Genomic DNA, 15,450 nt, shown 5'->3' with positions numbered 1-15,450 from the left:
CGCGAGTCAGAGCAGCAGTCAGAGTGGTTTTACCGTGGTCAACGTGACCAATGGTGCCAACGTTGACGTGCGGTAGGGAACGATCAAATTTTTCTTTAGCCACGACAATTAACTCCTAGCCTAAAGGGGCTGAATCAGCCTTGTTTTTTGGTTACGGATTCGACGATGTGCGACGGAGCCGTATCGTATTTTTTGAATTCCATAGAGTAGCTTGCGCGACCCTGGGACATGGAACGAACGTCGGTCGCATAACCGAACATCTCACCCAGTGGAACCTCGGCACGGATAACCTTGCCGGACACTGTGTCTTCCATACCCTGGATCATGCCGCGACGACGGTTAAGGTCGCCCATCACATCACCCATATAGTCTTCAGGCGTAACAACCTCTACCGCCATGATCGGCTCGAGCAACTCACCACCACCCTTCTGGGCCAGTTGCTTGGTCGCCATGGAAGCAGCCACCTTGAACGCCATCTCGTTGGAGTCGACGTCGTGGTAAGAACCATCGAACACGGTAGCCTTCAGGCCGATCAGCGGATAGCCGGCAACAACGCCGTTCTTCATCTGCTCTTCGATACCCTTCTGGATAGCCGGGATGTATTCCTTAGGAACCACACCACCTACAACTTCGTTCACGAATTGCAGACCTTCCTGACCTTCGTCAGCAGGAGCAAAACGGATCCAGCAGTGACCGAACTGGCCGCGACCACCGGACTGACGAACGAACTTGCCTTCGATTTCACAGTTCTTCGTGATGCGTTCACGATACGAAACCTGAGGCTTGCCGATGTTGGCTTCGACGTTGAACTCACGGCGCATCCGGTCAACCAGGATGTCCAGGTGCAGCTCGCCCATGCCGGAGATGATCGTCTGACCAGTCTCTTCATCAGTTTTAACGCGGAAAGACGGGTCTTCCTGAGCAAGCTTGCCCAGAGCGATACCCATTTTTTCCTGGTCATCCTTGGTCTTAGGCTCTACGGCAACCGAAATAACCGGCTCCGGGAAGTCCATGCGAACCAGGATGATTGGCTTGTCAGCGTTGCAGAGGGTTTCACCAGTGGTGACGTCCTTCATGCCGATCAGGGCCGCGATGTCACCAGCGCGTACTTCCTTGATCTCTTCACGGGCGTTTGCGTGCATTTGCACCATACGACCCACGCGCTCTTTCTTGCCTTTGACCGAGTTGATCACGCCGTCGCCGGAGTTCAACACGCCCGAGTAAACGCGGACGAAGGTCAGGGTACCCACGAATGGGTCGGTAGCGATCTTGAACGCCAGAGCCGCGAAAGGCTCGTTGTCGTCTGCATGACGCTCCATCTCTTCTTCCTCGTTATCAGGGTTGGAACCCTTGATAGCAGGAATGTCGGTCGGAGCAGGCAGGTAGTCGATAACGGCGTCGAGAACCAGGGGAACGCCCTTGTTCTTGAACGAAGAACCGCAAACGGCCAGAACGATTTCGCCGGCGATAGTACGCTGACGCAAAGCAGCCTTGATCTCTTCGATCGACAGCTCTTCGCCTTCCAGGTACTTGTTCATCAGCTCTTCGTTGGCTTCGGCAGCAGCTTCAACCATGTTGTTGCGCCACTCTTCAGCCAGCTCTTGGAGCTCGGCAGGAATGTCCTTGCGAACAGGGACCATACCTTTATCGGAGTCGTTCCAGTAGACAGCTTGCATGTTGATCAGATCGATCTGACCCTGGAAGTTGTCTTCGGAGCCGATGGCCAACTGGATCGGCACCGGAGTGTGACCCAGACGCTGCTTGATCTGACCGATCACGCGCAGGAAGTTGGCGCCGGCACGGTCCATCTTGTTTACGTAAACAAGACGTGGAACGCCGTATTTGTTGGCTTGACGCCATACGGTTTCCGACTGCGGCTCAACACCCGAAGTACCGCAGAACACAACGACAGCGCCGTCGAGTACGCGCAGGGAACGCTCAACTTCAATGGTGAAGTCAACGTGGCCCGGGGTATCGATTACGTTGAAACGGTGCTCGTGAGAGTACTGCTTCTCGGAACCTTTCCAGAAGGCGGTAATGGCAGCAGAAGTAATGGTAATACCACGCTCCTGCTCCTGAACCATCCAGTCTGTGGTCGCGGCGCCATCATGCACCTCGCCCATTTTGTGACTTTTGCCGGTGTAAAACAGTACGCGCTCGGTGGTTGTGGTTTTACCAGCATCCACGTGAGCGACGATACCGATGTTACGGTAGCGGCTAATCGGAGTAGTACGAGCCATAAAGCCCTCGCAAAATTAGTGAAGCTAAAATTAGAAGCGGTAGTGCGAGAAAGCTTTGTTAGCTTCGGCCATACGGTGCACGTCTTCACGCTTCTTAACAGCAGCACCTTTACCTTCAGCAGCATCCAGCAGTTCGCCAGCCAAACGCAGAGCCATAGACTTCTCGCCGCGCTTACGGGCGAAGTCTACCAACCAGCGCATTGCCAGAGCGTTACGACGGGAAGGACGAACCTCGACCGGAACCTGGTAAGTAGCACCACCAACGCGGCGCGACTTCACTTCGACCAGCGGAGCGATGGCGTCGAGTGCTTTTTCGAAGAGTTCCAGGGGATCGGTGCCAGCCTTACGGGCCGCAACGGTTTCCAGGGCACCATAAACGATACGCTCGGCAACGGCTTTCTTGCCGCTTTCCATAACGTGGTTCATGAATTTGGCGAGGATCTGGCTTCCGTATTTCGGATCGTCCAGAATCTCACGCTTTGCTGCTACGCGACGTCTTGGCATGATAAGCCCTCAAGCGGTCTTCAGGTTAGCTCGGGACAGATCCAGAGGATGCGTGCCCGACCTTACTCTTATCGACTCAATAAAATAAAAATCTGCAAAACGGCCGATTACTTCGGACGCTTGGTACCGTACTTCGAACGACCCTGGTTACGGCCTTTAACGCCGGAAGTATCCAAGGAGCCGCGAACGGTGTGGTAACGAACACCTGGCAAGTCTTTTACACGACCGCCGCGGATCAGTACCACGCTGTGCTCTTGCAGGTTGTGGCCTTCACCACCGATGTACGAGGAAACCTCGAAACCGTTGGTCAGACGCACACGGCATACTTTACGCAGTGCCGAGTTAGGTTTTTTCGGCGTGGTGGTGTACACACGGGTGCACACGCCACGACGTTGCGGGCAGTTCTGCAGCGCAGGTACGTCGGATTTCTCGACGATACGCTTACGCGGCTGACGTACCAGCTGGTTGATAGTTGCCATCTACTAGCTCCACTGTTGTCTTGCGACGCTATTGTCTTGCAAGAAAAGCAAAATGGCAGGAACGAATTCCCGCCAAATTTAGGGGATCAAGAGTCTAAAGAGGATCTTGATTCCAGTCAAGGCAAGGCCCCGACCTCCCCGCCCATCGAACCTTGACTTAATGTCTCGATTCGACGAACGGAGCGATCAGGGCCTCACGCTCGTTTATCGCAGAACTCAGTTACCGCTCGAGTTCAGCGCTTCGGTCAGTGCAGCTTCCACTTCACTGGCGCTTACGCGCAACGGCTTGTCGGCATCACGGCGGCGCTTGCGCTCGCTGTGATAGGCAAGACCGGTACCGGCCGGGATCAGACGACCCACGACTACGTTTTCTTTCAGGCCGCGCAGGTAATCGCGCTTGCCGGTGACTGCCGCTTCGGTCAGTACGCGGGTGGTTTCCTGGAAGGAAGCCGCCGAGATGAACGATTCGGTGGACAACGACGCCTTGGTGATACCCAGCAGAACGCGAGTGAACTTGGAGACAAACTTGTCTTCCGCGCCCAGGCGCTCGTTCTCTACCAGTACGTGAGTCAGTTCCATCTGGTCGCCCTTGATGAAGCTGGAATCGCCGGACTCGGAGATCTCAACTTTACGCAGCATCTGACGCAGGATGGTCTCGATGTGCTTGTCGTTGATCTTCACGCCTTGCAGACGATAAACGTCCTGGATCTCGTTGACGATGTACTTGGCCAGCGCGCTTACACCCAGCAGACGCAGGATGTCGTGCGGATCGCTTGGACCGTCGGAGATAACTTCGCCGCGGTTTACCTGTTCGCCTTCGAAGACGTTCAGGTGACGCCACTTCGGAATCAGCTCTTCGTACGGATCGCTACCGTCGTTCGGGGTAATGACCAGACGGCGCTTGCCTTTGGTCTCTTTACCGAACGCGATGGTGCCGCTGACTTCAGCCAGAATCGACGCTTCTTTCGGACGACGGGCTTCGAACAGGTCGGCAACACGCGGCAGACCACCGGTGATGTCACGGGTCTTCGAAGTTTCCTGCGGGATACGAGCGATAACGTCACCGATCGCAATCTTCGCACCGTCAGCCACACCGACCAGGGCGTTGGCTGGCAGGAAGTACTGAGCGATAACGTCAGTGCCTGGCAGCAACAGATCCTTGCCGTTGTCGTCGACCATCTTCACTGCTGGACGGATTTCCTTACCGGCAGCTGGACGATCTTTCGCGTCAAGTACTTCAATGTTGGTCATACCGGTCAATTCGTCAGTCTGACGCTTGATCGTGATGCCTTCTTCCATGCCCACGTAGGTCACGGTACCTTTCATTTCGGTAACGATCGGGTGAGTGTGCGGATCCCACTTGGCCACGATTGCGCCAGCGTCGACCTTGTCACCTTCTTTAACCGAAATCACAGCACCGTACGGCAGCTTGTAACGCTCGCGCTCACGACCGAAGTCATCCGCGATTGCCAGCTCACCGGAACGGGACACAGCAACCAGATGGCCATCCACTCGCTCAACGTGCTTCAGGTTGTGCAGACGGACGGTACCGCCATTCTTCACCTGAACGCTGTCGGCTGCGGAAGTACGGCTTGCCGCACCACCGATGTGGAACGTACGCATGGTCAGCTGGGTACCCGGCTCACCGATAGACTGGGCAGCGATAACGCCGACCGCTTCACCGATGTTCACCTGGTGACCACGAGCCAGATCACGGCCGTAGCACTTGGCGCAGATGCCGTAGCGGGTTTCGCAGCTGATCGGCGAACGCACGATCACTTCGTCGATGCTGTTCAGCTCGATGAACTCGACCCACTTCTCGTCAACCAGAGTGCCGGCAGGAACGATAACGTCCTCGGTACCCGGCTTGAATACGTCACGGGCAATGACACGACCCAGTACGCGCTCACCCAACGGTTCTACAACGTCACCGCCTTCAATGTGCGGAGTCATCAGCAGACCGTGTTCGGTGCCGCAATCGATCTCGGTTACTACCAGATCCTGCGCCACGTCTACCAGACGACGAGTCAGGTAACCGGAGTTAGCGGTTTTCAACGCGGTATCCGCCAGACCTTTACGAGCACCGTGCGTCGAGATGAAGTACTGAAGTACGCTCAGACCTTCACGGAAGTTCGCAGTAATCGGCGTTTCAATGATGGAACCGTCCGGCTTGGCCATCAGACCACGCATACCGGCCAGCTGACGAATCTGTGCTGCGGAACCCCGCGCACCCGAGTCGGCCATCATGTACATCGAGTTGAAAGACTCTTGGTCGACTTCGTCGCCGTGACGGTCGATGACTTTCTCTTTCGAGAGGTTGGCCATCATCGCCTTGGAAACTTCGTCGTTCGCTTTCGACCAGAGGTCGATCACTTTGTTGTACTTCTCGCCCTGGGTTACCAGGCCGGAGGCGTACTGGCTCTCGATCTCTTTCACTTCGTCGGTGGCCGCACCGATGATGCGGGCTTTTTCATCCGGGATAACGAAGTCGTTAACACCGATGGAAACGCCGGAGATGGTCGAGTAAGCGAAACCGGTGTACATCAACTGGTCAGCGAAGATCACGGTCTCTTTCAGACCAACCACGCGGTAGCACTGGTTGATCAGCTTGGAGATCGCCTTTTTCTTCATCGGCAGGTTGACGACGTCGAACGACAGACCTTTTGGCACAACCTGGAACAGCAGCGCACGGCCGACAGTGGTGTCGACGATACGGGTACCGCTCACGCTGTTGCCGTCACGGTCGTTGACGGTTTCGTTGATACGAACCTTGACCTTGGCGTGCAGTGCGGCTTCGCCGGCACGGAACACACGGTCGACTTCCTGCAGATCCGCGAACACACGACCTTCGCCCTTGGCGTTGATCGCTTCACGAGTCATGTAGTACAGACCCAATACAACGTCCTGCGACGGAACGATGATTGGCTCACCGTTGGCTGGCGACAGAATGTTGTTGGTCGACATCATCAATGCACGCGCTTCGAGCTGGGCTTCCAGCGTCAGCGGTACGTGCACGGCCATCTGGTCGCCGTCGAAGTCGGCGTTGTACGCGGCGCAGACCAGAGGGTGCAGCTGGATAGCCTTACCTTCGATCAGTACCGGTTCAAACGCCTGGATACCCAGACGGTGAAGGGTCGGCGCACGGTTGAGCAGAACCGGGTGTTCGCGAATCACTTCAGCGAGAACGTCCCAAACCTCTGGCAACTCGCGCTCGACCATTTTCTTGGCCGCTTTGATGGTGGTCGCCAGACCACGCATTTCCAGCTTGCCGAAAATGAACGGCTTGAACAGCTCGAGAGCCATCTTCTTCGGCAGACCGCACTGGTGCAGACGCAGGGTCGGGCCTACAGTAATTACCGAACGACCGGAGTAGTCAACACGCTTACCGAGCAAGTTCTGACGGAAACGACCTTGCTTACCCTTGATCATGTCAGCCAGGGATTTCAGAGGACGCTTGTTGGAACCAGTGATAGCGCGGCCACGACGACCGTTGTCGAGCAGTGCATCGACCGCTTCCTGCAACATACGCTTTTCGTTGCGCACGATGATGTCCGGCGCGGACAGATCCAGCAGGCGCTTCAAACGGTTGTTACGGTTGATCACTCGACGATACAGATCGTTGAGGTCGGAGGTCGCGAAACGACCGCCATCCAGCGGGACCAGTGGACGCAGATCTGGCGGCAGAACCGGCAAAACGGTCAGCACCATCCACTCTGGCAGGTTGCCGGAACCCTGGAAGGCTTCCATCAACTTCAGACGCTTGGACAGCTTCTTGATCTTGGTTTCCGAGTTGGTTTGCGGAATCTCTTCGCGCAGACGGCCAATCTCGTGCTCCAGGTCGATAGCGTGCAGCAGTTCACGGACAGCTTCGGCACCCATGCGGGCGTCGAAATCGTCACCGAACTCTTCCAGCGCTTCGAAATACTGCTCGTCGTTCAGCAGCTGACCTTTTTCAAGGGTGGTCATGCCTGGATCGATAACGACATAGCTCTCGAAGTAGAGAACGCGTTCGATATCACGCAGGGTCATGTCCATCAGCAGGCCGATACGCGACGGCAGCGATTTCAGGAACCAGATGTGGGCAACCGGCGAAGCCAGTTCGATGTGCGCCATGCGCTCACGACGAACCTTGGCCAGTGCAACTTCAACGCCGCACTTCTCGCAGATCACACCACGGTGCTTCAAGCGCTTGTACTTACCGCACAGGCACTCGTAATCCTTTACCGGACCAAAGATCTTGGCGCAGAACAGGCCGTCACGCTCGGGTTTGAACGTACGGTAGTTGATGGTTTCCGGCTTTTTAACTTCACCGAACGACCACGAACGGATCATCTCCGGCGAGGCCAATCCGATGCGGATGGCGTCGAACTCTTCGACTTGACCCTGGTTTTTCAGCAAATTCAGTAGGTCTTTCAAGGCCTTTCCTCCTGGCGGAGCAGAGAGCGGGCATTCCTGCCCCGCTCTCGATTCGCGTCACGTGTTATTCGGTTTCCAGATCGATATCGATGCCGAGGGAACGAATTTCCTTGATCAACACGTTGAAGGACTCGGGCATGCCCGGCTCCATACGGTGATCGCCATCCACGATGTTCTTGTACATCTTGGTACGGCCGTTCACATCGTCCGACTTCACTGTGAGCATTTCTTGCAGAGTGTAAGCAGCACCGTATGCTTCCAGTGCCCAGACCTCCATCTCCCCGAAACGCTGACCACCGAACTGCGCCTTACCACCCAGCGGCTGCTGGGTAACCAGGCTGTAAGAACCGGTAGAACGCGCGTGCATCTTGTCGTCTACCAAGTGGTTCAGCTTCAGCATGTACATGTAGCCAACGGTAACTGGACGCTCGAACTTGTTGCCGGTGCGGCCGTCGGTCAGTTGCATCTGGCCGCTTTCCGGCAGGTCTGCCAGTTTCAGCATGGCCTTGATTTCGCTTTCCTTGGCGCCGTCGAACACTGGAGTGGCCATTGGAACGCCGCCACGCAGGTTGTTCGCCAGATCGAGGATTTCTTGATCGGAGAAGCTGTCCAGATCTTCGTTACGACCGCCGATCTGGTTGTAGATCTCGTCCAGGAAGGTGCGCAGTTCAGCGACTTTACGCTGCTCTTCGACCATCCGGTTGATCTTCTCGCCCAGACCTTTGGCCGCGAGGCCCAGGTGGGTTTCGAGGATCTGACCAACGTTCATACGCGAAGGTACGCCCAGCGGGTTGAGGACCACGTCGACCGGGGTGCCATTGGCATCGTGCGGCATGTCTTCAACCGGCATGATCACGGAGACCACACCCTTGTTACCGTGACGACCGGCCATCTTGTCGCCCGGCTGGATGCGGCGACGGATTGCCAGGTAAACCTTGACGATTTTCAGCACGCCTGGAGCCAGGTCATCGCCCTGCTGCAGTTTGCGCTTCTTGTCTTCGAACTTGTCGTCCAGCAGACGGCGACGATCTACGATGTAAGCCTGAGCCTTCTCGAGCTGCTCGTTCAGCGCATCTTCAGCCATGCGCAGTTTGAACCACTGGCCGTGCTCAAGACCGTCGAGTACTTCGTCGGTGATGTCCTGACCTTTCTTCAGGCCGGCGCCGCCTTCGGCCTTGTGGCCTACCAGTGCGGAACGCAGACGTTCGAAAGTCGCGCCTTCAACGATGCGGAACTCTTCGTTCAGATCCTTGCGAATCTCGTCCAGCTGGGACTTCTCGATCGACAGTGCACGAGCATCACGCTCAACGCCGTCGCGGGTGAAGACCTGTACGTCGATGACAGTACCTTTGGTGCCGGTCGGCACGCGCAGGGAGGTGTCTTTAACGTCGCTGGCTTTTTCACCGAAGATTGCACGCAGCAGTTTTTCTTCCGGAGTCAGTTGGGTCTCGCCTTTCGGAGTGACCTTACCCACCAGGATGTCGCCTGCGCCTACTTCAGCACCTACGTAAACGATACCGGCTTCGTCCAGCTTGTTCAGTGCAGCTTCACCCACGTTCGGGATGTCCGCAGTGATTTCCTCTGGGCCAAGCTTGGTGTCACGGGCCACACAGGTCAGTTCCTGAATGTGGATCGTGGTGAAACGGTCTTCCTGAACCACACGCTCGGACAGGCAGATGGAGTCTTCGAAGTTGAAGCCGTTCCATGCCATGAACGCGATGCGCATGTTCTGACCCAGCGCCAGTTCACCCATGTCGGTGGACGGGCCGTCGGCCATGATGTCGCTACGCTGAACGCGATCACCTTTACGCACCAGCGGACGCTGGTTGATGCAGGTGTTCTGGTTCGAGCGGGTGTATTTGGTCAGGTTGTAGATGTCGACACCGGCTTCACCGGTTTCAACTTCGTCATCGGCAACACGAACCACGATACGGCTGGCGTCTACGGAGTCGATCACGCCACCACGACGAGCCACGACGCAAACGCCGGAGTCACGGGCTACGTTACGCTCCATGCCGGTACCTACCAGCGGCTTGTCAGCGCGCAGAGTCGGTACAGCCTGACGCTGCATGTTCGAACCCATCAACGCACGGTTGGCGTCGTCGTGCTCGAGGAACGGAATCAGCGACGCTGCAACCGATACAACCTGCTTCGGCGAAACGTCCATCAGGGTGACGTCTTCCGGCGCCTTGACGGTGAATTCGTTCAGGTGACGTACGGCAACCAGTTCGTCGATCAGGACTTTCTGCTCGTTCATGGTCGCCGAAGCCTGCGCGATCACGTGATCGGCTTCTTCAATAGCGGACAGGAACACGATCTCGTCGGTGACCACACCCTCTTTCACCACGCGGTACGGGCTTTCCAGGAAGCCGTACTGGTTGGTGCGAGCGTACGCAGCCAGGGAGTTGATCAGGCCGATGTTCGGACCTTCCGGCGTTTCAATCGGGCAGACACGACCGTAGTGAGTCGGGTGTACGTCACGGACTTCGAAGCCTGCGCGCTCACGAGTCAGACCGCCAGGGCCGAGTGCAGAGACACGACGCTTGTGGGTGATCTCGGACAGCGGGTTGTTCTGGTCCATGAACTGCGACAGCTGGCTGGAACCGAAGAACTCTTTCACCGCCGCAGCCACTGGCTTGGCGTTGATCAGGTCTTGCGGCATCAGGCCTTCGCTTTCTGCCATCGACAGACGCTCTTTGACCGCACGCTCAACACGTACCAGGCCAACGCGGAACTGGTTCTCGGCCATTTCGCCTACGCAGCGAACACGACGGTTACCCAGGTGGTCGATGTCATCGACGATGCCTTTACCGTTGCGGATGTCGACCAGAGTCTTCAGGACCGCGACGATGTCTTCCTTGCACAGCACGCCCGAACCTTCGATCTCGGTACGACCGATACGACGGTTGAACTTCATCCGGCCGACCGCAGACAGGTCATAGCGCTCAGGGCTGAAGAACAGGTTGTTGAACAGGGTTTCGGCAGCGTCTTTGGTTGGCGGCTCGCCTGGACGCATCATGCGATAGATCTCGACCAGCGCTTCCAATTGGTTGCTGGTGGAGTCGATCTTCAGCGTGTCGGAGACGAACGGACCGCAGTCGATGTCGTTGGTGTACAGGGTCTCGATGCGAACGACCTGAGCCTTGGCGATTTTAGCCAGGACTTCAGTGTTCAGCTCGGTGTTGCATTCGGCCAGGATTTCGCCGGTAGCCGGGTGCACGATAGCCTTGGCGGTGGTGCGACCAAGGACGTAGTCCAGTGGCACGTCCAGCGTCTTGATACCGGCTTTTTCGATCTGGTTGATGTGGCGCGCGGTAATACGGCGGCCTTGCTCAACGATGACCTTGCCCTTCTCGTCCTGGATGTCCAGAACCGCAACTTCACCACGCAGGCGCGACGGCACCAGTTCCAGGCTGAGGGTTTCGCCGCTCAGGTGGAATACGTTGGTGGTGTAGAACGCGTCCAGCACTTCTTCGGTGGTGTAACCGAGTGCGCGCAGCAGTACCGAAGCCGGCAGTTTGCGACGACGGTCGATACGCACGAAGACGCAGTCTTTCGGGTCGAATTCGAAGTCCAGCCACGAACCGCGGTAAGGAATGATGCGAGCCGAGTACAGCAGTTTGCCGGAGCTGTGCGTCTTGCCGCGGTCGTGGTCGAAGAACACGCCCGGGGAACGGTGCAGCTGGGAAACGATAACACGCTCGGTACCGTTGATTACGAAGGTACCGTTCTCAGTCATCAGGGGGATTTCACCCATGTAGACTTCTTGCTCTTTGATGTCCTTGATCGCTTTGTTCGACGATTCTTTGTCGAAAATGATCAGGCGCACTTTTACCCGCAAAGGTACGGCGAAAGTTACACCGCGCAATACGCATTCTTTGACATCAAATGCCGGTTCGCCCAGGCGATAACCGACGTACTCCAGCGCAGCATTGCCGGAGTAGCTGATGATCGGGAAAACGGATTTGAAGGCCGCATGCAGGCCCACGTCGCGGAACTGATCTTTAGTCGCTCCCGCTTGCAAGAATTCACGATACGAATCCAGCTGGATGGCCAGGAGGTAAGGCACATCCATGACGTCCGGCAACTTGCTAAAGTCCTTGCGGATACGTTTTTTCTCAGTATATGAGTAAGCCATCAGCGTTCCCCAGCTTGGTCACCTGCTTGTTTGGCCCCTCCCGACGGGAGCAGCCAGAAAATCGTGCAAACCCCATGGTTTGCGCCACCGCATCGGGTGGTTACAGCGCCTTTATCAGCACCGACCCAGTCGGCTGCCAATAACGGAAAAAGGCCGGTGGCAAGAGCCACCAGCCATCAGCCTGTCGCTTGACGCTCGGGCTGGAGGAGCAAAGTCGATGCTTACTTCAGCTCGACTTTAGCGCCTGCTTCTTCCAGCTTCTTCTTGGCGTCTTCAGCCGCTTCTTTCGAAACGCCTTCAGCTACAACCTGAGGAGCGCCGTCTACTTTCTCTTTGGCTTCTTTCAGGCCCAGACCGGTCAGTTCACGAACTGCCTTGATCACGTTAACCTTCTTCTCGCCAGCTTCCAGCAGAACAACGTTGAACTCGGTTTGCTCTTCAACAGCAGCAGCAGCTACAGCTGGGCCAGCCGAAGCGGCAGCAGCGGTAACACCGAAGGTTTCTTCCATCGCTTTGATCAGCTCAACGATTTCCACTACGGATTTCTGGCCGATTGCTTCGATGATTTGTTCGTTAGTCAGAGACATGACTCAATTCCTGAATTGGGGGACGGCCTACGCGACCATCGAAATAAACAAAAAACGCGAGAAGTGACGAGCCTTAGGCTGCGGCAGCTTCTTTCTGGTCGCGAATTGCCGCCAGAGTACGAGCCAATTTGCTGGTTGCGCCTTGAATCACGCTCATCAGCTGAGAAATTGCTTCGTCACGGGTCGGCAGAGTTGCCAGTACGTCGATCTGATTAGCTGCGAGGAACTTGCCCTCGAACGCAGCTGCCTTGATCTCGAACTTGTCCTGACCCTTGGCAAACTCTTTGAAGATACGGGCAGCAGCGCCCGGATGTTCGTTCGAGAATGCAATCAGGGTCGGGCCGGTGAACACGTCGTTGAGGACACTGTATTGAGTGTCAGCAACAGCGCGCTTGAGCAGGGTGTTACGTACAACACGTACGTAAACGCCAGCTTCACGAGCCTCTTTACGGAGTCCGGTCATTGCGCCTACTGTTACGCCACGTGCATCAACCACGACAGCGGACAGAGCGACTTTGGCAGCCTCGTTGACTTCAGCGACGATGGCCTTCTTGTCTTCGAGATTAATTGCCACGGGTTTAACTCCTGCTTGTTACCGTTTCATTCGATCGGAACCGAATGTCGTTTTGGTGTCTGATTCGGTAAGGAACCGGGAGCACCATCTGCGTAGGCTTGAGGTTTAAGGCTTGCGCCGCCTACGGTCTTGGATAGCCCCCGCCAGGCAGGGACCCCAATCTTTCAATTGGCGCGGCAAACCGCGCCAACCTTTGTCTTACGCGTCGAGCGAGCTCTGGTCGATAACCAGACCTGGGCCCATGGTGGTGCTCAGGGTAACGCGCTTGACGTAAATGCCTTTCGAGGAAGCTGGCTTGATACGCTTCAGATCAGCGATCAGGGCTTCAACGTTTTCCTTCAGCTTGACGGCGTCGAAGCCGATCTTGCCAACGGAAGTGTGGATGATGCCGTTTTTGTCGGTGCGATAACGAACCTGACCAGCTTTGGCGTTCTTGACCGCGTTGGCTACGTCTGGAGTTACGGTGCCTACTTTCGGGTTAGGCATCAGGCCGCGTGGACCGAGGATCTGACCCAACTGACCTACAACGCGCATGGCATCCGGGGATGCGATCACTACGTCATAGTTCAGGTCGCCGCCTTTCATTTCGGCAGCCAGGTCGTCCATACCTACACGGTCAGCGCCGGCAGCCAGAGCGGCCTCAGCAGCTGGACCCTGGGTGAACACAGCAACGCGAACGGTCTTGCCAGTGCCGTGTGGCAGCACAGTAGCGCTACGAACAACCTGGTCAGATTTACGCGGGTCTACACCCAGGTTTACAGCAACGTCGAACGACTCGCTGAACTTGACAGTCGACAGCTCGGCCAGCAGAGCAGCGGCGTCTACAATGTTGTAGGCCTTGCCTGCTTCGATTTTGCCGGCGATAGCCTTTTGACGCTTGGTCAGCTTAGCCATTACACACCCTCCACGTTAAGGCCCATGCTACGAGCAGAACCGGCGATAGTACGCACGGCTGCATCCATATCAGCTGCAGTCAGATCCGCGTTTTTGGTTTTCGCGATTTCTTCCAGCTGAGCACGGGTAACAGTGCCAACCTTAACGGTGTTCGGACGAGCGGAACCGCTGGTCAGACCGGCCGCCTTCTTCAGCAGAACCGAAGCAGGGGTGGATTTGGTTTCGAAAGTGAAGCTACGGTCGCTGTAGACAGTGATGATCACTGGAGTCGGCAAACCTGGCTCAAGACCCTGAGTACGGGCGTTGAAAGCCTTGCAGAATTCCATGATGTTCACGCCGTGCTGACCCAGAGCAGGACCAACCGGTGGACTTGGGTTAGCCTGAGCGGCCTTCACTTGCAGCTTGATGTAAGCGGTAATCTTCTTGGCCATGAGGCACTCCAATTACGGGTTCGAACGCCTCGAAAGGCTCCCCGGTTACTTGCGCGTTTATCCCAGTGACGACAAAACCCCACAGCCTAAGGCTGCGGGGTTGGGATTGCTTGTCCAGTTAGACCTTCTCGACCTGACTGAACTCGAGCTCCACCGGAGTAGAGCGACCGAAAATGAGCACTGCCACTTGGATCCGGCTCTTTTCGTAGTTAACTTCTTCCACAACGCCATTGAAATCAGCGAATGGACCGTCATTGACACGCACCGTCTCGCCTGGCTCGAACAACGTCTTCGGCTTCGGCTTGTCGCTACCATCAGCAACGCGACGCAGAATCGCTTCTGCCTCTTTATCGGTAATTGGTGCAGGCTTGTCAGCGGTACCGCCGATGAAACCCATCACCCGAGGAGTATCCTTGACCAAGTGCCAAGTACCCTCGTTCATATCCATCTGGACCAGCACATAGCCTGGGAAGAACTTCCGTTCGCTTTTGCGCTTCTGGCCGTTACGCATCTCAACCACTTCTTCAGTGGGAACCAGAATCTCGCCGAAGCCATCTTCCATGCCAGCCAGCTTTACGCGCTCGATCAGCGAGCGCATCACATGCTTCTCGTAACCCGAGTAAGCATGCACAACATACCAACGCTTAGCCACGGGACACCCTTAGCCGACAATCAAGGAAACAAGCCAGCCGAGCAGGGAATCGAGACCCCACAACAGCAACGCCATAACCAGAACAACAGCCACGACAATCAGCGTGGTCTGCGTGGTTTCTTGGCGAGTTGGCCACACGACTTTACGAATCTCGGTGCGAGCTTCCTTAACCAGTACAAAGAAAGACTTGCCCTTCGCGGTCTGCAGGCCTACAAAGGCAGCTACAGCAGCAATGGCAAGCAAAGCGAGTACACGGTACAGGATCGGCGAAGCAGCGTAATACTGATTGCCAACAACGCCAACAACCACCAAAGCGACTACTACAAGCCACTTGAGCAGATCGAAGCGAGAGCCTTGAGCTTCAGCTTTAGGAGTCATCTATGAAGATCCTGTGAAAAGAAAGCCAGACACACCGAGTGAATCTGGCAGGTCAGGAGGGAATCGAACCCCCAACCTACGGTTTTGGAGACCGTCGCTCTGCCAATTGAGCTACTGACCTAAAACAAAATCAGGCCGACCATTATGCCGGCCCGAA

The 15,450-nt window shown here is 56.2% G+C and carries 12 protein-coding genes and 1 tRNA gene; all 13 read right to left on the bottom strand.

All coding sequences use genetic code 11. The features are described 5' to 3' along the window. The coding region (locus D8U71_RS17560) for a GTP-binding protein (RefSeq protein ID WP_130888304.1) at positions 1-103 on the bottom strand (103 nt) is incomplete at its 3' end. 31 nt (positions 104-134) lie between these two features. Continuing rightward, positions 135-2,240: an elongation factor G gene (gene fusA / locus D8U71_RS17555; protein WP_016772942.1), complete on the bottom strand. Its 2,106-nt coding sequence runs from the start codon at positions 2,238-2,240 to the stop codon at positions 135-137. Between the two features lie 30 nt (positions 2,241-2,270). Further along, entirely contained in the window at positions 2,271-2,744 is a 474-nt protein-coding gene (gene rpsG, locus D8U71_RS17550) for a 30S ribosomal protein S7 (RefSeq protein WP_016772941.1), read from the bottom strand. Positions 2,745-2,851: 107 nt separating this feature from the next. Further along, positions 2,852-3,223, bottom strand: coding sequence for a 30S ribosomal protein S12 (gene rpsL / locus D8U71_RS17545; protein ID WP_003186084.1), 372 nt, complete (start codon positions 3,221-3,223; stop codon positions 2,852-2,854). Between the two features lie 216 nt (positions 3,224-3,439). Next, positions 3,440-7,639, bottom strand: a complete 4,200-nt coding sequence (gene rpoC, locus D8U71_RS17540; RefSeq protein WP_071173747.1) for a DNA-directed RNA polymerase subunit beta' — start codon at positions 7,637-7,639, stop codon at positions 3,440-3,442. Between the two features lie 64 nt (positions 7,640-7,703). Continuing rightward, positions 7,704-11,777 carry a DNA-directed RNA polymerase subunit beta gene (rpoB, locus tag D8U71_RS17535; protein ID WP_016772939.1) on the bottom strand — a complete coding sequence of 1,358 codons (4,074 nt, stop codon included), beginning with the start codon at positions 11,775-11,777 and terminating at the stop codon, positions 7,704-7,706. A gap of 221 nt (positions 11,778-11,998) precedes the next feature. Then, complete coding sequence (rplL, locus tag D8U71_RS17530; protein ID WP_007962228.1) at positions 11,999-12,364, bottom strand: 50S ribosomal protein L7/L12; 366 nt, start codon at positions 12,362-12,364, stop codon at positions 11,999-12,001. A gap of 73 nt (positions 12,365-12,437) precedes the next feature. Continuing rightward, positions 12,438-12,938, bottom strand: coding sequence for a 50S ribosomal protein L10 (rplJ, locus tag D8U71_RS17525; protein ID WP_008081912.1), 501 nt, complete (start codon positions 12,936-12,938; stop codon positions 12,438-12,440). 198 nt (positions 12,939-13,136) lie between these two features. Continuing rightward, positions 13,137-13,832 (bottom strand): 50S ribosomal protein L1, encoded by a 696-nt coding sequence (gene rplA, locus D8U71_RS17520; protein ID WP_024014523.1) that lies wholly within the window; start codon positions 13,830-13,832, stop codon positions 13,137-13,139. Next, positions 13,832-14,263, bottom strand: a complete 432-nt coding sequence (rplK, locus tag D8U71_RS17515; protein WP_003176435.1) for a 50S ribosomal protein L11 — start codon at positions 14,261-14,263, stop codon at positions 13,832-13,834. Before rplK ends, rplA begins: the two co-directional genes overlap by 1 nt. A gap of 118 nt (positions 14,264-14,381) precedes the next feature. Then, positions 14,382-14,915 carry a transcription termination/antitermination protein NusG gene (nusG, locus tag D8U71_RS17510; protein ID WP_007957598.1) on the bottom strand — a complete coding sequence of 178 codons (534 nt, stop codon included), beginning with the start codon at positions 14,913-14,915 and terminating at the stop codon, positions 14,382-14,384. A 9-nt stretch (positions 14,916-14,924) separates the two neighbouring features. Then, entirely contained in the window at positions 14,925-15,293 is a 369-nt protein-coding gene (secE, locus tag D8U71_RS17505) for a preprotein translocase subunit SecE (protein ID WP_016772937.1), read from the bottom strand. A 45-nt stretch (positions 15,294-15,338) separates the two neighbouring features. Beyond that, positions 15,339-15,414: transfer RNA gene (locus tag D8U71_RS17500), tRNA-Trp, on the bottom strand. Positions 15,415-15,450 lie beyond the last annotated feature (36 nt).

The sequence above is a fragment of the Pseudomonas sp. Sample_21 genome (genome assembly GCF_004307525.1).
GTDB lineage: Bacteria > Pseudomonadota > Gammaproteobacteria > Pseudomonadales > Pseudomonadaceae > Aquipseudomonas > Aquipseudomonas atacamensis.
The sequence above is the reverse complement of the archived record's forward strand: the minus strand, read 5'-3'. Positions and strand labels throughout refer to the sequence as shown.